General features: G+C 58.2%; 19 protein-coding genes. 11 read left to right on the plus strand and 8 right to left on the minus strand.

The features are described from left to right. From ACR0DL_RS00405 to ACR0DL_RS00415, 3 genes are all read right to left on the minus strand, one after another. On the minus strand, positions 1-1,077 hold the full coding sequence (locus ACR0DL_RS00405) for a DUF389 domain-containing protein (protein WP_170547942.1): 1,077 nt from the start codon (positions 1,075-1,077) through the stop codon (positions 1-3). Between the two features lie 127 nt (positions 1,078-1,204). Further along, positions 1,205-2,125: a manganese-dependent inorganic pyrophosphatase gene (locus ACR0DL_RS00410; RefSeq protein ID WP_366551345.1), complete on the minus strand. Its 921-nt coding sequence runs from the start codon at positions 2,123-2,125 to the stop codon at positions 1,205-1,207. Positions 2,126-2,234: 109 nt separating this feature from the next. Further along, the gene (locus ACR0DL_RS00415; RefSeq protein WP_480687072.1) at positions 2,235-3,215 is read right to left on the minus strand and encodes a TraB/GumN family protein; all 981 of its coding nucleotides are present in this window, start codon (positions 3,213-3,215) and stop codon (positions 2,235-2,237) included. A gap of 124 nt (positions 3,216-3,339) precedes the next feature. Between ACR0DL_RS00415 and ACR0DL_RS00420 the strand changes: the two genes are divergently transcribed. From ACR0DL_RS00420 to ACR0DL_RS00445, 6 genes are all read left to right on the plus strand, one after another. Next, positions 3,340-4,014, plus strand: a complete 675-nt coding sequence (locus tag ACR0DL_RS00420; protein WP_170360541.1) for a DUF2161 domain-containing phosphodiesterase — start codon at positions 3,340-3,342, stop codon at positions 4,012-4,014. Positions 4,015-4,165: 151 nt separating this feature from the next. Next, positions 4,166-4,453, plus strand: a complete 288-nt coding sequence (gene groES / locus ACR0DL_RS00425; protein ID WP_170347836.1) for a co-chaperone GroES — start codon at positions 4,166-4,168, stop codon at positions 4,451-4,453. 53 nt (positions 4,454-4,506) lie between these two features. After that, positions 4,507-6,150, plus strand: coding sequence for a chaperonin GroEL (gene groL / locus ACR0DL_RS00430; protein WP_170347837.1), 1,644 nt, complete (start codon positions 4,507-4,509; stop codon positions 6,148-6,150). Between the two features lie 189 nt (positions 6,151-6,339). Further along, positions 6,340-7,182, plus strand: coding sequence for a DMT family transporter (locus ACR0DL_RS00435; RefSeq protein ID WP_480687074.1), 843 nt, complete (start codon positions 6,340-6,342; stop codon positions 7,180-7,182). Positions 7,183-7,220: 38 nt separating this feature from the next. Further along, positions 7,221-7,994, plus strand: a complete 774-nt coding sequence (locus ACR0DL_RS00440; protein WP_170374245.1) for an alpha/beta fold hydrolase — start codon at positions 7,221-7,223, stop codon at positions 7,992-7,994. Beyond that, complete coding sequence (locus ACR0DL_RS00445) at positions 7,991-9,142, plus strand: alpha-D-ribose 1-methylphosphonate 5-triphosphate diphosphatase (RefSeq protein WP_170408978.1); 1,152 nt, start codon at positions 7,991-7,993, stop codon at positions 9,140-9,142. The genes ACR0DL_RS00440 and ACR0DL_RS00445 overlap by 4 nt, the downstream gene beginning before the upstream one ends. A 1-nt stretch (position 9,143) precedes the next feature. Here the strand turns inward: ACR0DL_RS00445 and ACR0DL_RS00450 are convergent, their stop codons facing one another. Then, positions 9,144-10,211, minus strand: a complete 1,068-nt coding sequence (locus ACR0DL_RS00450) for a 5-(carboxyamino)imidazole ribonucleotide synthase (RefSeq protein ID WP_480687076.1) — start codon at positions 10,209-10,211, stop codon at positions 9,144-9,146. Beyond that, positions 10,204-10,692, minus strand: coding sequence for a 5-(carboxyamino)imidazole ribonucleotide mutase (purE, locus tag ACR0DL_RS00455; protein ID WP_170347842.1), 489 nt, complete (start codon positions 10,690-10,692; stop codon positions 10,204-10,206). The genes ACR0DL_RS00450 and purE overlap by 8 nt, the downstream gene beginning before the upstream one ends. 161 nt (positions 10,693-10,853) lie before the next feature. Between purE and ACR0DL_RS00460 the strand changes: the two genes are divergently transcribed. Next, positions 10,854-12,239: an FAD-binding oxidoreductase gene (locus ACR0DL_RS00460; protein ID WP_480687078.1), complete on the plus strand. Its 1,386-nt coding sequence runs from the start codon at positions 10,854-10,856 to the stop codon at positions 12,237-12,239. Positions 12,240-12,330: 91 nt separating this feature from the next. On the opposite strand, the gene ACR0DL_RS00465 is transcribed toward ACR0DL_RS00460, so the two are convergent. Further along, entirely contained in the window at positions 12,331-12,555 is a 225-nt protein-coding gene (locus ACR0DL_RS00465; protein ID WP_058280035.1) for a YdcH family protein, read from the minus strand. A 164-nt stretch (positions 12,556-12,719) separates the two neighbouring features. Between ACR0DL_RS00465 and ACR0DL_RS00470 the strand changes: the two genes are divergently transcribed. From ACR0DL_RS00470 to ACR0DL_RS00485, 4 genes are all read left to right on the plus strand, one after another. After that, positions 12,720-13,133 (plus strand): Hsp20 family protein, encoded by a 414-nt coding sequence (locus tag ACR0DL_RS00470; protein WP_170347844.1) that lies wholly within the window; start codon positions 12,720-12,722, stop codon positions 13,131-13,133. Positions 13,134-13,138: 5 nt separating this feature from the next. Continuing rightward, a complete protein-coding gene (locus ACR0DL_RS00475; RefSeq protein ID WP_170347845.1) occupies positions 13,139-13,363 on the plus strand; it encodes a DUF1150 family protein in 225 nt (74 codons plus the stop codon). Positions 13,364-13,472: 109 nt separating this feature from the next. Continuing rightward, a complete protein-coding gene (locus ACR0DL_RS00480; RefSeq protein ID WP_170347846.1) occupies positions 13,473-14,360 on the plus strand; it encodes a PhzF family phenazine biosynthesis protein in 888 nt (295 codons plus the stop codon). Beyond that, positions 14,357-15,232, plus strand: coding sequence for a hypothetical protein (locus ACR0DL_RS00485; protein ID WP_480687080.1), 876 nt, complete (start codon positions 14,357-14,359; stop codon positions 15,230-15,232). The genes ACR0DL_RS00480 and ACR0DL_RS00485 overlap by 4 nt, the downstream gene beginning before the upstream one ends. Here ACR0DL_RS00485 and ACR0DL_RS00490 read toward each other — a convergent pair. Together ACR0DL_RS00490 and ACR0DL_RS00495 are read right to left on the minus strand one after the other, a co-directional pair. Next, on the minus strand, positions 15,229-16,077 hold the full coding sequence (locus ACR0DL_RS00490; RefSeq protein WP_480687082.1) for a hypothetical protein: 849 nt from the start codon (positions 16,075-16,077) through the stop codon (positions 15,229-15,231). The genes ACR0DL_RS00485 and ACR0DL_RS00490 overlap by 4 nt on opposite strands. Before the next feature lie 119 nt (positions 16,078-16,196). Next, a complete protein-coding gene (locus ACR0DL_RS00495) occupies positions 16,197-17,915 on the minus strand; it encodes a bifunctional sulfate adenylyltransferase/adenylylsulfate kinase (protein WP_480687084.1) in 1,719 nt (572 codons plus the stop codon). Positions 17,916-18,046: the final 131 nt, after the last annotated feature.

Here is an 18,046-nt window from a genome sequence, read left to right on the forward strand (position 1 = left end):
TCAGTTTTCTTCGCTGATCTCGTCGACATCCGGCGCCTGCTGGACGGCATCGGTGCCCAGAATGACTTGCGCGCCAATCCTGTTTTGGAACCGCACCACCACCAGATAGCCTGGACCCAGTTGATCTTGAAGGATTTCGACCAAAGGTGTCTCGCGCAGGCTTTCCGGCAGCAATCCAGCGACCGAGGAGACTTTGTAAGCCGCTTCAATCGGCAGGTCGACGATCAGCCAGATATCTGCCTGCTTGCGTTTGGCGTTTACGTCAATGCGGATGACCTCGACCGACACCGGGTCTGCCCAATCGCGGATGGCTTGTGCGACCTGAGCTTCGGTTCGGGTTTCGAGATAGCGATTATAGGTGGATTTGCCCAACTGCAAAACGACAAGAGCCAGAAAGGCCAACGTCACAGTCACACTGGCGGTAAAGTTCAGTTTCCGGCGACCTTTGCTGAAGACCATCGAGCGGGCCGCGTACACGATATAAACCGCGCAGGCGGACAGGATGATCGCGCCAAGGTTGGTGGCGAACAACAACCCGGCCTCATACGCCTCGCCCGGTTCGCCGAAATACAGCAGAACGCCCGAGGCGGACAGGGGCGGCACCAGTGACACGCCGATGGCCGCGCCGGGCAGCAAGCTGGCTTCGGAGCGGTTGATTTGCACGTATGCACCGGCGACGCCTGCGGCCAGAGCAACAATCAGGTCCTCAGTTCCTGGGTCGGTCCGGGCCAGGACCTGATCGGGGATCAGGATGCCGCGCGGAACATCTGCGACATAGACCAAGAGCCACGCGAGCAATACGCAAAGAATGGCCGCACCGCAGACAATCAGTGCCAGAAAGAACGCACGCCCCAGCCAGCCCATGACCATAGCCGCTGCCACGCCCAATATGGGGGCCATCAGCGGCGCCACCAGCATTGCGGCAATCACCACCGCGCCTGAATCGCGAAGCATGCCCATCGTAGCGATCACAACCGATAGGGTCAGCAGCATCGCAAAGCGCCGCCAATAGGCTGCTCTGTCCTTGCCTTCGAACCGCAGGATGTCTCGCGTGGTGCTGAACTTGCGTGTACTCATATGTCGGAACTGATCTGCTGCTTGCTCTCCTGACCAGAGTAACAATGGAAGCGGATCGCGCAAATCCTATGCCTCAACAAAAAAAGGCGCCCCACTTGGGCGCCTTTTCTTTGGAAAAATCTAAAGATCAGACCTTGAGGTTCGGAATGATTTGCTTTTTGCGGCTCATGATGCCCGGCAGGACCACGGCGTCGCCGTTGACCGATGCGCCAAAGCTTTTCTCGGCCACGCCTTTGACTAGATCGTTCGGCACCAGCAGAGTGGCCTCTTCGTTCAGAATGTCGACCACGAACAGCAGCACCTGATCGACGCCGTCCTCGCTGGCCACACTGACCATCGAGTCCGCCAGGCTGGCCTTGCGGTCCAGCACGACGCCCGGTGCGGTGGTTTCCAGAACCGAGACGCGGAACTTGGTGCCGTCGACCTCGTATTCTTTGCTGTCCATGCGGATCAGTTCAGCGTCCGAGAAGGACGATACATCCGATTTTGCCGCGAACATGTCGGCGGCATAAGCCGATACGTCCAGGCCCAGTTCAGCAGCCAGTTTCTCGGCCACTTCGCGATCATGCGCAGTGGTGGTGGGCGAGCGGAACTCCAACGTGTCCGACAGGATGCAAGTCAGCGCCGCGCCTTTGATGGCGTCGGGCATCTTGGCTGCGTCGTCGCCCATCAGGTCGACCATGATGGTGGCGGTGCAGGCCAGCGGGCGCACGGTGATGTCGATCGGGCCTTTGGTTTCCAGGCCGCCGACCAGCTTGTGGTGGTCGATGATGGCTTGGATATCGGCACTGTTGATGCTGGCGGGCAGTTCGGCCGGGTTGTTGGTGTCAACGATGACAACCGGCGCGTCGGCTTCGACGTCGTCGATGATACGCGGCTTGGGCAGGTCCCAGCGCTGCAGCATGAACGCGGCTTCGGTGTTGGGCTCGCCCAGCAGAACGGGCTCGGCCTGTTCGCCTTTGACTTCGTTCAGGTACCACGACCACAGGATCGGTGAGCCTGTGGAGTCGGTGTCGGGAGATTTGTGGCCAAATACAAGGGTTGTCATGTCAGCGTCCTGAGGATGATAATTTGCGCGCCTTATAGGGCGGTCCGCCGGGGTTGTCACCCGGCAGAATCCTCGCTGCGACGGTTGGTCTGTCTTTCGCCGAGCACGATCAGAATGGCGCGCGGGTCAAGATATATCCAGCCTGCTGCAATTGGTTCAGCAATCCATGCGCGCCGCCTAGATGTCCAGCACCCACTGCGATCACTGCGGTCTGATCTTGAATGTCCAGAATCCTCGGCATCCAATTGTTGTTTCGCCCGACCAGTAAGTGCTGTTCGAACGCCTGCCATTCTTCGTCAAACACTTCCGGCGACATGCCAGAATGCTCTCGCGCCAAAATACGGCCTAGTTCGATGGATTGTGCGTGATTTTCTTCGAAATATGAGTTTGTCATGGTGGCCAGCTGATCGTCGCTGGTTTCGTACGAATTGACCCACCGCGCTAGCGATTCCGCCTGTTCCTCAATCGAGTGGAGTTCAAACATGGTCATCAGTTCCTCAATGCTCTCCAGCGAAAATTGAGGGATGCCTTGATCTTCGGCTAAAACGGTCAGACGCGCATCCAGCCCATGATTGGCGTTCGGGTCCTGAAGTAGGCATGTAGGCATGGCCAGAGTCATGCCCAGAAACCAGGGGCGCATTTTCGCTCCCATCCAACTGGGTATGCCGCGTTCGGCCAGGGCGGAAGACAGGGTTGTCCAAGCCTCTTCGGGTAGCAGGTCAATCAAGGTGGGGCCGGACGTAATCAAGATCGGGCTTGGGTCCAGAGCCAGTTCCTTTTCCCAGGCCTTCATCTCGTCTTGGGTTACTTCGAAATAAAATGCATCGGCTTGGCTGAGTGTTGGCGTCAGGTTTGCGACAATCGCATCCATGCGCGGATCGTTCAGGTGCATCGTGCCTATCAGGTGCAGCACCGTTGTGCCCTTTGTTGCGATCCAGTGGTTGCCTTCTGCAAATGGGACGTTGGTCAGGGTTTCTTTCAGCTCAGCGTGGGCTGCAGGTGACAATTCGCCCGTTAGATCGCGCCCCTCGCAAGCTGCGTGAACCGTGACGGGCAGCAACAGGCAGATCACCAGCAGAATTATGCGCATGTGGAAATTTCCTTTGAAATCAGAGTTGCTGAAACACTGCCTCGGCAGGTGAATGGGTGCAAGGCCGATTGGAAAGCTGCGCCTGGTGTCTGGCATTCCGCCGCAAATCGCATAGCATGCAAACATGAACCGCGAGCAGGATCTCTATCCCCCCATCAAGGCGCTGTTAGAGCGTCAGGGCTATTCCGTCAAAGGCGAGGTTGGCGCGGCTGATATCGTGGCCGTGCGGGATGGCGAAGAACCGGTCATCGTCGAGCTTAAGCTTCGGTTTTCGCTGGCATTGTTCCATCAAGCGATCACACGTCTGAAAGTGACGGATCAGGTTTACATCGGGGTGTGCAAGCCCAAAGGCCGCAGCGCGCGTCGGGCGCTGAAGGACAACCTGGCGCTGTGTCGCCGGCTGGGGTTGGGGTTGATCACCGTGCGGGCAGATGGCAAGGTCGAGGTGCAATGTGATCCCGGCCCGTACGCACCGCGCAAGTCCAAGGCTAAGACTGCACGACTGTTGCGTGAATTCGACCGGCTAGAGGGCGATCCCAATGCGGGCGGCGCCACGCGACACGGGATCGTCACGGCCTATCGTCAGGACGCCTTGAAATGCGCGGCACATCTGGCGGAATGTGGGGCAACCAAAGGGTCCGAAGTTGCCAAGGCAACCGGCGTTCCTGAGGCCACTCGCCTGATGCGCGACAATCACTACGGTTGGTTCGGTAAGGTGGAAAAGGGCGTCTACGACCTGACCGCCGCCGGGCAGGACGGTCTGAAACACTGGGCTTACAGCTGGGAACAGCCTGACTGAGCCCGGTTGCAAAAAATCCATCACAGCTTGTTGACTCGGGGATTTGTACCCCCTAGCTATGCGTCGTTATCACTCTCATCACCCGAGTGCTAACGCCTCGCCATCCGGCGAGGGGAGGATAAATAAACTTTGAGCCCAAGGAGCTGCAAAGATGGCATTGAAACCGCTTCATGACCGCGTGTTGGTTCGCCGTACCGAAAGCGAAGAAAAAACCGCTGGTGGTCTGATCATTCCTGACAGCGCTAAAGAAAAGCCCAGCGAAGGCGAAGTCGTTGCAACCGGCGAAGGCGCACGCAAGGACAGCGGCGAACTGATCGCAATGGCTGTAAAATCCGGTGACAAGATCCTGTTCGGCAAATGGTCGGGCACCGAGGTTCAGGTCAACGGCGAAGAGCTGCTGATGATGAAAGAAAGCGACATCATGGGGATCATCGAGTAAGCCGCGCGCTTCTCTGATCTTCATTTCCAACTTATTTCTCAAGGAGAGACAATATGGCTGCTAAGGACGTCAAGTTCGACACCGATGCCCGCAACCGCATGCTGTCAGGTGTGAACATCCTGGCTGACGCTGTCAAAGTGACCCTGGGCCCTAAAGGCCGCAACGTGGTACTGGACAAATCCTTTGGCGCACCGCGCATCACCAAAGACGGTGTATCGGTTGCCAAGGAAATCGAACTGGAAGACAAGTTCGAAAACATGGGCGCGCAGATGGTGAAAGAAGTCGCCAGCCGCACCAATGACGAAGCCGGCGACGGCACCACCACCGCAACCGTTCTTGCGCAGGCAATCGTTCGCGAAGGCCTGAAGCAGGTTGCAGCGGGCCTGAACCCGATGGACCTGAAGCGCGGCATCGACCTGGCAACCGCCAAGGTTGTTGAAGGCATCAAAGACGCCTCGCGCGAAGTCAAAGACTCGGCCGAAGTTGCTCAGGTTGGTACCATCTCGGCCAACGGCGAAGCCGAAATCGGTCAGCAGATCGCAGACGCGATGCAGAAGGTTGGCAACGAAGGTGTCATCACCGTCGAAGAAAACAAAGGTCTGGAAACCGAGACCGATGTTGTCGAAGGTATGCAGTTCGACCGTGGCTACCTGTCGCCTTACTTCGTCACCAACGCAGACAAGATGATCGCAGAACTCGACGACTGCATGATCCTGCTGCACGAAAAGAAACTGTCCTCGCTGCAGCCGATGGTTCCGCTGCTCGAGCAGGTGATCCAGTCGCAAAAGCCGCTGCTGATCATTGCTGAGGACGTTGAAGGCGAAGCGCTGGCAACTCTGGTTGTCAACAAACTGCGCGGCGGCCTGAAAATTGCTGCTGTCAAAGCACCGGGCTTCGGCGATCGCCGCAAAGCCATGCTGCAGGACATCGCGATCCTGACCGGCGGTCAGGTTATCTCGGAAGATCTGGGTATGAAGCTCGAGTCCGTCACCATGGACATGCTGGGCACCGCCAAGAAAATCGAGATCACCAAAGACGAAACCACCATCGTCGACGGTGCTGGCGAGAAGGCCGAGATCGAAGCACGTGTTGCTCAGATCCGCACTCAGATCGAAGAAACCACCAGCGACTACGACCGTGAAAAGCTGCAAGAGCGCGTTGCCAAACTGGCAGGCGGTGTTGCCGTTATCCGCGTCGGTGGCATGACCGAAGTTGAAGTGAAAGAGCGTAAGGACCGCGTTGACGATGCTCTGAACGCAACACGCGCTGCTGTTCAGGAAGGCGTTGTTGTCGGTGGTGGTGTTGCTCTGGTTCAGGCCGGTAAAGCACTGGAAACTCTGGAAGGTGCAAACGCTGACCAGAACGCTGGCATCAACATCGTTCGCAAAGCCATCGAAGCGCCGCTGCGCCAGATCGCCGAGAACGCAGGTGTTGACGGTGCGGTTGTTGCGGGCAAAGTCCGTGAATCTGCTGACGCAGCATTCGGCTTCAACGCACAGACCGAAGAATATGGTGACATGTTCTCGTTCGGCGTGATCGATCCGGCCAAGGTTGTCCGTACCGCTCTGGAAGATGCGGCATCGGTTGCTGGCCTGCTGGTCACCACCGAAGCAATGGTTGCAGACAAGCCTGCCAAAGAAGGCGCAGCACCTGCAGGCGGCATGCCCGACATGGGCGGCATGGGCGGCATGATGTAAGCACGTCGAATTCGCCCCGGCGAATTCCGACGATCCCGACAAGCGCTTGGCCCTATGGCCAGATTGCTTAGAGGGACCGCCATAGAACTTACTGACGGGGTCGCCTTTGGGCGGCCCCGTTTCTTATAACCACTACGCCGCGCTGGAAAGTGAGTGTGCAAACGCTCGCGATACCGCTATGCGGTTGATATGCGTTTGTTTCTGCTCACCACCCTGACCATGTGCGCCTTTGCGGCGAATTCGATCCTGAATCGTCTGGCCATAGACAGCGGGGCCAGCGACCCTGCTGGGTTTGCCATAATTCGCGTGTTGTCCGGGGCAATGGTGCTGACCGGTCTGGTTTGGCTCAGGTCAGGTCGTCTGCCATTGCGTAACCGGCGCAGGTTGGCGGGAGCAGGATCGCTGTCACTCTATATGATTGGGTTTTCCATCGCCTATCTGACGTTGGATGCGGGCCTTGGGGCGCTGATCCTGTTTGGCGTTGTGCAGATCACAATGTTCGCAGTGACGTCGTTAACCGGCAATGCTCCGACTGCGCGACAGATGGGGGGCGCGGCAATCGCCCTTATGGGGCTGGCCTATGTCCTGTGGCCGTCCGGAGCAGTACAGGTCGACCCGATTGGCGCAGCTCTGATGACAGCTGCCGGGGTCGGATGGGCAGTCTATTCGCTGGTTGGGCGGTTTGAGCCTGACGCCCTTGCTGGAACGGCGGCCAATTTCGTTATAGCCCTGCCGGTTACTGCGCTAGCGTTAATGCTGACCGTTGGGGGTTGGCAGATGAGTGGCGCCGGCTACCTGCTGGCTGCCCTTTCCGGAGGTGTGACCTCGGGGATGGGCTATGCCGTATGGTATCGGGTTTTGCCGCAACTGGCGCCAAGCACAGCGGCGGTAGTGCAATTGAGCGTACCAATCATCGCCATCCTCGCTGGCGTTTTGTTGTTGGGAGAAGTCGCCAGTTTGCGCCTGATCTTTGGCGCGGCGCTGGTTCTGGGCGGCATCGCGCTGGCTGTCCTGCGCCTGAAGCCGCGCTAGGGGTTTCAACGCAATCGGATAACGCTTATCTGGCGGCTATGAGATATCTGCTTGCCCTGTTTCTTTTCCTTGTTCCCGCCGTGGCCCAGGCCAAATGCGTGGTGCTTTTACACGGGCTGGCGCGGACCGAGGCGTCCTTCACAGTGATGGAACAACTGTTTCAGGCGCACGGGTACACCGTTGTCCGACCCGGCTATCCTTCGACCGATTTGCCGATACCTGAACTGGCGAACCAGACATTGCCGGACGCCTTCGCGGCCTGTGGTGATGAGACCGTGAACGTGGTGGCGCATTCAATGGGTGGCATCCTGCTACGCTATTGGTTGCAGGACCATCACCCGGAAAATCTGGGCCGTGTGGTCATGCTCGGCCCGCCCAATCAGGGCAGTCAGCTTGTGGATGAACTGGGCGCGTATGAGGTGTTCGGCATGCTGCATGGCCCCGCCGGGCTGGCCTTGGGCACGGGCCCCGAGGGCATACCGCGCAACCTGCCATCCGTTGAGTTTGAGGTGGGCGTGATCGCGGGTGAGAACTCGCTGAACCCGCTGTTTTCCTCGCTGATCGACGGCAAGGATGACGGCAAGGTCTCGATTGAAACGACAAAAGTGGACGGCATGACGGATCACATCGTTCTTCCGGTGACGCACACTTTTATGATGAACAATCCCCGCGTCATGGCGCAGGCGCTGCATTTTATCGAATTCGGGCAATTCGATCCGCAGATCACCTGGCTGGATGGCGTCATGGATATCATCAACGAAATCTGTATCGGGCAGGATTGCTCGGAACCCGAGTCGGAGCCCACGCAATGACCGCATTGAATCTGACCCTGACCGGTGCAGAGGTGCTGTTGCCGGAGCATGGCCTCGTGCCCGCCGATCTGTCTCTGGCGGATGGCATTATTCAAACGGATCGGGTCGGGCGACAGATCGACCTGTCCGGCTATCTTGTTCTGCCCGGCATTATCGACCTGCACGGGGATGGGTTCGAACGCCATATCGCGCCACGCCGCGGGGCGATGAAGCAGATGGACGAAGGCATTCTCTCGGTCGAGGCTGAATTGGCTGCGAATGGTATCACTACCGCCGTTCTAGCCCAGTTTCACAGTTGGGAGGGTGGGGTTCGTGGCCCGGAATTCGCGGACCAGGTGTTTCGCGCCATAACCTCGGTCAAGGATCGCGTCGTGACTGACCTGATGCCTCAGTTGCGGTTCGAGACACACATGCTGGATGACTATGCGGACCTGCCCGGCCGTATCGCGGACTGGCAGGTGCCTTATGTCGTGTTCAACGACCACCTGCCGCATGACCGTCTGGCCGAGGGGCGCAAGCCGCCGCGTCTGACCGGCCAAGCACTGAAAGCCGGGCGAAACCCGGACACGCATTTTGAAATGCTGTTGTCCATGCACGCCCGTCGTAACGAAGTGCCAGCGGCGCTGGACACGCTATGTGCGGCATTGGACTCACAGTACGTGCGCATGGGCAGCCATGACGACGCGACCGCACAAATACGGGCCGACTGGCGGGCGCGGGGGGCGCATATCTCGGAATTCCCGGAAACGCTCGAAGCAGCCGAGGCCGCGCGTGCGGCCGGGGATTACATCATTTTGGGGTCGCCCAACGTGGTGCGTGGTGGTTCGCACAAGGGTAATGTCAGCGCGCTTGACCTGATCACGATGGGATATTGCGATGCGTTGGCCTCGGATTATCACTATCCCAGCCCGCGCCGCGCGGCGCTGATGGTGGCGAAGTCTGGCTTGGTGGATTTCGCCGGGGCCTGGGCGCTGGTGTCATCCGGCCCCGCCCGTGTCCTTGGTTTGCAGGATCGGGGCAAGCTGGCCCCCGGCCAGCGCGCCGATCTGGTGATACTGGATGCCGAAACCCGCCGCGTAGCCGCCACGCTGGCTGGCGGGCGGGTTAGCTATATGTCAGGTGATATTGCGGCGCGGTTTGTTGGCTGATTCACCGTGCAATGCGGTTGAAATGCCCCATTTTGCGGCCTGCCTTAACCTCGGCCTTGCCATAGAGATGCAGCGCCACGTCGCGTTCCTGCGCTAGTTCGGGCACGCGGTCCATGTCCGTTCCGATCAGGTTTTCCATGACCACGTCCGAATGTCGCTGACCATCTCCCAAAGGCCATCCTGCGACGGCCCGAATATGCTGTTCGAACTGATCCACGGCGCAGCCATTCTGCGTCCAGTGGCCCGAGTTATGCACGCGCGGCGCGATCTCATTCACGATCAGACCGCCGGGCGTCACGAACAGTTCGACGCCCATGACGCCGACATAATCCAACGCGTTTAGGATGTTGGCGGCCAACAGAACGGCATCTGTCCGTTGTACCGGGCGCAGACGGGCAGGGACTGTTGTGGTGTGCAGGATACCATCGCGGTGTATGTTCTCACCGGGATCGAAACAGGCAACCTGACCGTCCAGCCCGCGGGCCGCAATGATCGATACCTCGTGGCTAAACTCCACAAACCCCTCAAGGATCGCGGGTGCCCCGGCCATATCGGCCAGCGCGGCTTCGGCATCCTCGGGTGCGCGCAGACGGGCCTGCCCCTTACCGTCATAGCCAAACCGGCGCGTTTTCAGGATTGCGGGCGTACCGATCTGCTCGATCGCCGTATCCAGGCTGTTCAGATCGGTGATATCCGCGAAAGGCGCGGTTTGCAGGCCAAGCCCCTGTAGGAAATTCTTCTCGGTCAACCGGTCCTGACTGACGCGCAGCGCCTCGCGCCCCGGACGGATCGGGCAGTGCGCTTCAAGCAGGTCCAGCGCTTCGGTCGGGATGTTCTCGAACTCATATGTGATGACATCTACCGACCCGGCAAACGCCTTTAGCGCGTCGATATCGTCATAGGCGGCGGTGGTCACGCGATCAGCCACTTGGCCGGCAGGAGGGTTGGCGCCGGGTTCGTAGATATGGGTCACAAACCCCAGACGAGACGCTGCCACGGACAGCATCCGGCCCAATTGACCGCCGCCCAGAACTCCGATCCTGGCACCCGTTTGCAATGCGTCACTCATCGACGGGCTCCTCGGGGATCGACGCCGACAGTGCATCGCGCCAAGCGTCCAGTCGTTGCGCCAAAGCGTCATCCTGCAAGGCCAGAATCCCGGCCGCCATCAGGCCCGCGTTGGCACCACCGGCCGCGCCGATAGCCATGGTGGCAACAGGGAACCCTTTGGGCATCTGCACGATGGAATACAGAGAGTCGACGCCCGACAGGGCCCGCGTCTGTACCGGAACGCCAATCACCGGCACCCGTGTTTTCGACGCCATCATGCCAGGCAGATGCGCGGCCCCACCGGCCCCGGCAATGATCACATGCAGCCCGCGTGATGCGGCGGTCTTGCCATAGTCCCACAAGCGGTCCGGTGTGCGATGCGCCGAGACAATGCGCTTTTCGTACGCGATGCCTAACTCATCAAGAATGTTCGCGGCTTCCTTCATCGTGGGCCAGTCCGACTGGCTGCCCATGATGATCCCCACTTTCACATCACTCATCCGCTTGTTTCCCTGCCGTCTGAAAGAGCGCGCACTATAGCTAAATCGGTCTCAGAGGCAATGTGGTTTGGCGACCGTATGGCTCGTCTGCCGTCCTGCTGAAAATACATTCGAATTAGTGTATACTTGATCGCGGGACAGTGGTTCCCGAGGAGGTACCCATGACAGATACAGTTTTGAAAAACCGGGACGGCCAAGCCGTGCCGCAGGACAGTATTGAGGCATTCAAATCGCAAATTCGCGGGGCACTGATTTTGCCCGGTGACCCCGAGTATGACTGTGCGCGCAGTATTTGGAACGCGTTGGTTGACAAGTATCCCGGTGCAATACTGCGGTGCCACGGCACCGCCGATGTCGCAGCGGCCGCCAGGTTCGCGTTTGAAAACAACATACTGGTATCGGTAAGAGGTGGCGGTCATAACGTGGGTGGGCGCGCCGTCTGCGATGATGGCCTCGTAATTGACCTGTCCTGCATGCGCGCGGTCCATGTTGATGCAGAAACCCAAACCGTACGCGCTCAGGGCGGGGCCACGTTGGGGGATGTAGACTGCGAAACACATCTTCACGGCCTTGCTGTGCCATTGGGCGTCGTATCGCAGACAGGTATTGGCGGATTGACGACGGGTGGCGGATTCGGCTGGATGGCACGAAAATACGGGCCAACCTGCGACAACGTTATCGAGGCCGAAGTCGTAACGGCGGACGGTTCGATCAGAACTGCGAATGCGAACAGGAATCCAGACCTTTATTGGGGCATCTGCGGCGGCAGCGGAAATTTCGGCATCGTGACGTCATTCCTTTACAGGGCGTATCCTCTGTCTACGGTGTTGGGGGGCATGATTGCATATCCCCGAGCCGACGCCGCTGAAGTGCTGCGAGGTTTTCGGGATATCGTTTCACGGGCACCTGATGAACTGACGGTCTATGCGGGGTTGTTGTGGGGACCGGATGGAACGCCGCTAACAGCTATGATGCCGTGTTGGATTGGAGACGATAAGGAAGCTGGGCGTCAGGCAATCCAACCCCTGACGGAGATCGGAGAACCTTTGGTCGTCGACTTGCACGAGATGCCGTTCCCCGCCAAACAAAGCATGCTGGATGGGGCCTATGGGCCAGGCAGCCGGAACTACTGGAAATCTGCATATCTCAACGCGCTGTCGGATGAGGCCATTGATACGATCGTTGCACAATCTGAAGGGATGACAATACCCGGCTCGGGCATTCTGATCGAACATTGCGCTGGCGCAGCAAAGTCCAAATCAAATGGGGACAACGCCTTTGCGCAACGCGGTCACGACTATCTGATTGCGATACTACCGCTGTGGACTGATCCAGCGGATGACGCGGATCAGATTGCCTGGGCGCGGTCCATGCATGATGCAATTGCGCCCTATTCCACGGGCGGAACTTATCTGAACTATCTGGGCGCCGATGAAGACAGTGCGATAGAGACGGCATTCGGTGAAAATCTTGATCAAATGAAAGAGGTTAAGCGGAAATACGATCCGACCAATTTCTTCTGCGCAAACGCAAATGTTTCACCTTGAAACAGATGTCATCCGTTTGAATATGACGTAACACTGCAAAACTCGGTTCATAAGCGCCTTGAATGTGCGTGTGAACCGAGTGGTGGAGTTTTCAGGCAATGATGTCCGGCGTCAAACGGTCCTCGATCAGACGAATGATGTCCTTCAGGCGAAGTTTTTGCTTTTTCAGTCGCTTAATCGTCAACTGATCGGCTGTGCCGGTGGACTGCAGCGCCTCGATCGCTTCGTCCAGATCACGGTGTTGGCGGCGAAAAACCTCCAGTTCAACCCGCAAAACCTCATCTGTTTTCATCGAAAGATCTGTTGGCGCATTCATGAGCGACTCAGTGCCTTTTGTGGTGCTTGTGACACAAGATAGTGTGTCAGGGTTTATCCGGCCAGACCTTGTGGACATCACGGCATAAACCCATATTCTATTATACGCGGTTGCCGGAACGGGGCCGCATCACACGTCGCTTTGGCAATAAAGGACGAAAATACGTGTCAAAACTTACTCTTGGCTCATACCCGCATCTTTTGGGGTTCGAGCAGTTGGAACGTCTTCTGGAACGGTCTGCAAAGGCCGGTAACGAAGGCTACCCGCCTTATAATATTGAGCAGACCTCGGACTTTTCATACCGCATCACCCTGGCTGTGGCTGGGTTCGCGGAACAAGATTTGTCGATCACAATCGAGGATCGCCAGCTTGTGATCCGGGGGCGCCAACGCGACGACAGCGAGGGGCGCATTTTTCTGCATCGCGGCATCGCCGCGCGCCAGTTCCAGCGCATGTTCGTGCTGGCCGATGGTGTCGAGGTGGGCGAGGCGATCATGGAGAACGGTCTGCTGCATGTGGACCTGACCCGCGCCGTGCCTGAGACCGTGGTGCAAACGATCAACATAAAAAAGGGGTAAGAGCTATGAATACACCGATTGAATATAACGCCGAAGGCGACCGCATCGTTTATGTGAAAACCGTCGATGTTGCCGATCTGCCCCGCGATGTCCGGGATAAGGCAGGCGATCTGGATCAGTTGTACGCGGTTCACGATTCCGATGGCCAGCAGCTTGCGCTCGTGACAGATCGTAAGATGGCCTTTTTCCTGGCCCGTGAACACGATCTGTCACCGGTGGCCGTTCACTGAACGGCCCCGCCGGTTATTTTTCGGCGTGACAATCCCAACAACAAGCGCGACACATACGAACCGGCATGACATGCCCGGCTGATTTACTCTGCATCAGGGGATTTTGCGGATGAGCTGGTTCGATTTCGATTGGGTAGACGCCTTCAGTGATCGCGCCTTTGGCGGCAACGGCTGCGCCGTGGTTCACGGCGGGGCTGAATTGCCCGAAGATGTGTGCACTGCTTATGTGCGCGAAACCTCTCTGGTTGAATGCACGTTCACGGGACCATCTGATGTGGCCGAAATCCGGGTGCGCTATTTTCTGGCCAGCAAGGAAATCCCTTTTGCCGGACACCCCACAATTGCAACTGTAGTGGCGATGCGGTCCCGTGGTTTGGTTGAAGGCGATGCACTGACGTTGGAAACAGGCGCGGGGATCGTTTCGATTCGTTTGAACGGAGACGAGATCGAAATGACTCAGGTCGCGCCGAAATTCGGCAATCCTGTTCCCGTCGATCTGGTTGCGGCCGCCATTAGCCTGCCCGAGGATGCGATAATCTCACCGCCGCAATTTGTGTCCACCGGGTTGCCGTTCTGCATTACGGTTCTGCGTGATCACGAGGCCTTGCGCGCCGCACAGTTGGATCTTGAGGCACTGCGCAAAGTGGCCGCGAAGGCCGGATTTTCTGGCACCGATATGGCGGAACCGTTCCTTGTGACGATGAAGGGCGCGACAAATGCGGGCGACACGTTCTCACGCCTGTTGATGGCGCCACCCAGCCCGCCCGAAGACCCGTTCACCGGATCGGCCACCGGTGCCATGGCGGCCTATCTGTGGAAGTACGGGTTAATGCCCAAAGACAGTTTCATCGCAGAACAAGGCCATGACATGGGCCGCCCCGGTCAGGCTGTTGTCACACGCGTTGGCCCACCCGATGCGATGACCGGTATCAAAGTCGCAGGGCGCGGTCATGTGTTGATGCGGGGGCAGGTTGATCTGCCCGAGACAACACAATGACACGACCTGCCATTGCCATCCTGCCATATGGGCATCGGCTGGGGCCAAAACTGGCCAAGGTCCCGCTGTCCGAACTGATCTGGCCCGAAGGGTGCCCGGATCGCCTGACCGGCAAGACGGTGGGTGATCTGGAGCGCACCGATCACCTGATCATGTACCCGAACTCGACCGTGCATCTGCGCTTGCGTCGCGGTACCCGCGCGCGGATTTCATTGATGATGGGCGAGCCTTCGGCCATTCACGCCAAACATGATCGGATGCTGCGATATACATGGCGGCGGTTCTTCCGGGTGCTGACTTTTCATGACGTGCTGCTACACAACATCCCGAATGCAGTGTTCCTGCCGTATGGCGTGACGATGGTGCCCGACTGGCAGGACCTGAAGGTTGAGAAAACCAAATCCTGCTCGCTAATTGCTTCGGCCAAGCGCGATCTTGTAGGGCATCAGTTGCGCCATTCGGTGATCGACTGGGTGCGTGAAACTGGTGCAGATGTTGATATCATGGGCCGGGGATACACTCCGTTTGATCTCAAATCCGACGGGTTGGCGCCGTACCGCTATTCTGTGGTGATCGAGAACGTGCGTGAGAAGAATTACTTTTCGGAAAAGCTGACGGATGCGATCTTGTGCTCCTCGGTCCCGATCTATTGGGGATGCCCGAATATCGGCGATTTCTTCGATACCTCTGGTATGATCCTGTGCGAAACCAAAGAGGATATTCAGCGCGCGATCCAATCCGCATCAATCGAGGATTTCGCCGCGCGCCTGCCGCATCTGCAGGCGATCCAGCAACACGCAGCAGAATATGGGGATTTTGAGGGCAGAGCCGTGCGCCTTCTGCGCGCTGAACTAGACGCGGGCCCGAACTAACCAGCGGGTGCCAACCAGCCTTCTTGCAGAATTGGACGGGCCTCGGGGTCAATCCCGTGCCGATCGCATAGCCGCTGCAGATACGATCCGCGCACCGGCAAACCGTCCGTGTTCTGCGCCATCAGCCGTTTCTGATGACCATAGACGTGGACGGAATGAACCATGTCGCCTTCAATCTGTGCGGTCGGGGTGAACGGGTTGTGCAATTTCCACAGATCATGCTTGGACAGAGGGTAAAACACCTCCGCTTGCATGGCATGGCTGTCCTCGTCGGTCTTGCGCAGGAAATGTGCAAAGGCTTTGGGGCCGGAACTGCCCCAGGGCAGGCTCTCGATCCCCCAGGTCTCACCGTCCCGGATGCGTTGACGGTTGCGCCGGTGCAGCGGATCGCCCCGCCAGGGCTGGGTCGGGTTGGCTGCGATCACAAAGTCCAGCATATGCGCCAGCGTTTGCGAGTCTGCTGGCAGGCGCAACACACCGGTCAGGAAATTTCCGGTATGGGACTGTCCAAAGATATACGCTGATGGAAAGGCAAAGGGCCTGACACAATAGGCGTCCAGATCCACCCAGATAAAATCGGTTTTCTGCATCAGTCGCAGACGAAAAATGTCGGAAAAAACCGCGACGCGTCGCCGGTCACCTGCAGGCATATCAAACGGCGCGGGCCAGAGGATATCACTGGCAGGCCGCAATTCGCCCCCTGCGGGAACGCCTTCGATCTCGTGCCCGGTATAAAGAATAAACCGGTGACCCCGATCCAGATAGGATTGGATGCACAATGCCTCTAGCCAACTTAGATCTGATCCGAACCAGAAACTGGCTATGGTGGGCAGGTCAGAGGGCATAGGCGTGTTGCGTCCAAATCAGGTCAGGCAAATGCACCAATTGGCCAGCGCCTTGTCAATCGTGCCCACAAAAAACGGCCCCCGAAAGTCGGAGGCCGCCTGAATGGAATTGCCTGCGCTTAAGACGCGGCGATCAAACCCATGCTTTCCAGCTTGAGTAGCACCTGATGGGCGCAGTTGTCGACATCGACATTTTCGGTCTCGACGCTCAGTTCGGGGTTGGCCGGTACATCGTAAGGGTCTGAAATACCGGTGAATTCCTTGATCTTGCCTTCCCGTGCCAGCTTGTAAAGGCCTTTGCGGTCGCGGCGTTCGCATTCTTCGATGCTGGTGGCCACGTGGACCTCACAGAAGGCACCGAACTGTTCGATATCTTCCCGTACCGCGCGGCGGGTGGTGGCATAGGGCGCGATTGGCGCACAAATGGCGATGCCGCCATTCTTGGTGATCTCACTAGCCACGTAACCAATACGACGGATGTTCAGGTCGCGGTGCTCTTTCGAGAAACCCAATTCAGACGACAGATTCTTACGAACGATATCACCATCCAGCAATGTGACCGGACGGCCACCCATTTCCATCAGTTTGACCATAAGCGCGTTGGCGATGGTGGATTTGCCCGAGCCCGAGAAACCGGTGAAGAACACGGTAAAGCCTTGTTCCGAGCGGGGCGGTGACGTGCGGCGCAGTTCGGTGACAACCTCAGGGAAGCTGAACCATTCGGGGATTTCCAGCCCTTCGCGCAAACGGCGGCGTAGCTCGGTGCCCGAGATGTTCAGGATCGTGACGTTGTCCTTGTCTGCGATCTCGTCATTCGGTTCGTACTGGGCGCGTTCCTGCACATAGACCATGTGTTTGAAGTCAACCATTTCGACGCCGATTTCATCCTGGAACTGGCGGAACAGGTCCTGCGCATCATAGGGGCCGTAGAAATCTTCACCCGCCGAGTTCTTGCCCGGACCGGCGTGGTCTCGGCCAACGATGAAATGTGTGCAGCCATGGTTGGCGCGGATCAGGCCGTGCCAGACCGCCTCGCGCGGGCCAGCCATGCGCATCGCCAGGTTCAGCAGCGACATCGAGGTAGTCGATGCCGGGTACTTGTCCAGAACCGCCTCATAGCAGCGGACGCGGGTGAAGTGATCGACGTCGCCCGGTTTGGTCATGCCAACGACAGGGTGGATCAGCAGGTTGGCCTGCGCCTCTTTCGCAGCGCGGAAGGTCAGTTCCTGGTGTGCGCGGTGCAGGGGGTTGCGGGTTTGGAACGCAACGATGCGGCGCCAGCCCAGCTTGCGGAAATAGGCGCGCAACTCGTTCGGCGTGTCCCGGCGGCCACGGAAATCATAGTGAACCGGCTGTTGAATGCCGACTACGGGGCCACCCAGATAGACCTTGCCAGCCACGTTGTGCAGGTAGTTCACCGCCGGGTGTGCATCGTCATCGGCACCAAAGACCTTTTCGGCCTCGCGCGCTTTGTTCGGGGTCCAGCTGTCGGTCACGGTCATGGTGCCGAGAATGACACCTTCCTGATCGCGCAGGGCAATGTCCTGACCCAGTTCAATGGTCTCAGCGAAGTCTTCGCTGACGTCCAGCGTGATGGGCATCGGCCACAGGGTGCCGTCGGCCAGACGCATGTTTTCGACGACGTTGTCGTAGTCAGCTTCGCTCAGGAACCCTTTGAGAGGGTTGAACCCGCCATTCATCAGCAGTTCCAGATCGCAGATCTGACGCGGGCTCAGGTCCCAGCTGGTCAGGTCGGCAGCTTCCACTTTCAATTTCTGCGCCGACTCGTACGAAACGTACAGTTCAGAGATCGGAGCCAGATTGCTTAACATCGTCATAGGAATACTCTTGTCGCAGTGCGGTTTTATCGGTGATTCAGGGGTGTTTATGGGGCATGTGCCCCGGCTGCTGGGCGAAGTCCATATACATTCACGAAATTAAGGACGATATGCGCGGTTTTTGTCCGGAA

The sequence above is a fragment of the Ruegeria sp. BB5 genome (assembly GCF_056539405.1).

Bases quoted from the DNA above. Each gene is read 5' to 3' on its own strand.
- ACR0DL_RS00495 (WP_480687084.1), bottom strand. From the start codon at position 17,915: ATGACGATGTTAAGCAATCTGGCTCCGATCTCTGAACTGTACGTTTCG.
- ACR0DL_RS00450 (WP_480687076.1), bottom strand. From the start codon at position 10,211: ATGAGTGACGCATTGCAAACGGGTGCCAGGATCGGAGTTCTGGGCGGC.
- groL (WP_170347837.1), top strand. From the start codon at position 4,507: ATGGCTGCTAAGGACGTCAAGTTCGACACCGATGCCCGCAACCGCATG.
- ACR0DL_RS00490 (WP_480687082.1), bottom strand. From the start codon at position 16,077: ATGCCCTCTGACCTGCCCACCATAGCCAGTTTCTGGTTCGGATCAGAT.
- ACR0DL_RS00410 (WP_366551345.1), bottom strand. From the start codon at position 2,125: ATGACAACCCTTGTATTTGGCCACAAATCTCCCGACACCGACTCCACA.
- ACR0DL_RS00405 (WP_170547942.1), bottom strand. From the start codon at position 1,077: ATGAGTACACGCAAGTTCAGCACCACGCGAGACATCCTGCGGTTCGAA.
- ACR0DL_RS00445 (WP_170408978.1), top strand. From the start codon at position 7,991: ATGACCGCATTGAATCTGACCCTGACCGGTGCAGAGGTGCTGTTGCCG.
- ACR0DL_RS00440 (WP_170374245.1), top strand. From the start codon at position 7,221: ATGAGATATCTGCTTGCCCTGTTTCTTTTCCTTGTTCCCGCCGTGGCC.
- groES (WP_170347836.1), top strand. From the start codon at position 4,166: ATGGCATTGAAACCGCTTCATGACCGCGTGTTGGTTCGCCGTACCGAA.
- ACR0DL_RS00420 (WP_170360541.1), top strand. From the start codon at position 3,340: ATGAACCGCGAGCAGGATCTCTATCCCCCCATCAAGGCGCTGTTAGAG.
- ACR0DL_RS00435 (WP_480687074.1), top strand. From the start codon at position 6,340: ATGCGTTTGTTTCTGCTCACCACCCTGACCATGTGCGCCTTTGCGGCG.
- ACR0DL_RS00415 (WP_480687072.1), bottom strand. From the start codon at position 3,215: ATGCGCATAATTCTGCTGGTGATCTGCCTGTTGCTGCCCGTCACGGTT.
- ACR0DL_RS00480 (WP_170347846.1), top strand. From the start codon at position 13,473: ATGAGCTGGTTCGATTTCGATTGGGTAGACGCCTTCAGTGATCGCGCC.
- ACR0DL_RS00485 (WP_480687080.1), top strand. From the start codon at position 14,357: ATGACACGACCTGCCATTGCCATCCTGCCATATGGGCATCGGCTGGGG.
- purE (WP_170347842.1), bottom strand. From the start codon at position 10,692: ATGAGTGATGTGAAAGTGGGGATCATCATGGGCAGCCAGTCGGACTGG.
- ACR0DL_RS00475 (WP_170347845.1), top strand. From the start codon at position 13,139: ATGAATACACCGATTGAATATAACGCCGAAGGCGACCGCATCGTTTAT.
- ACR0DL_RS00465 (WP_058280035.1), bottom strand. From the start codon at position 12,555: ATGAATGCGCCAACAGATCTTTCGATGAAAACAGATGAGGTTTTGCGG.
- ACR0DL_RS00460 (WP_480687078.1), top strand. From the start codon at position 10,854: ATGACAGATACAGTTTTGAAAAACCGGGACGGCCAAGCCGTGCCGCAG.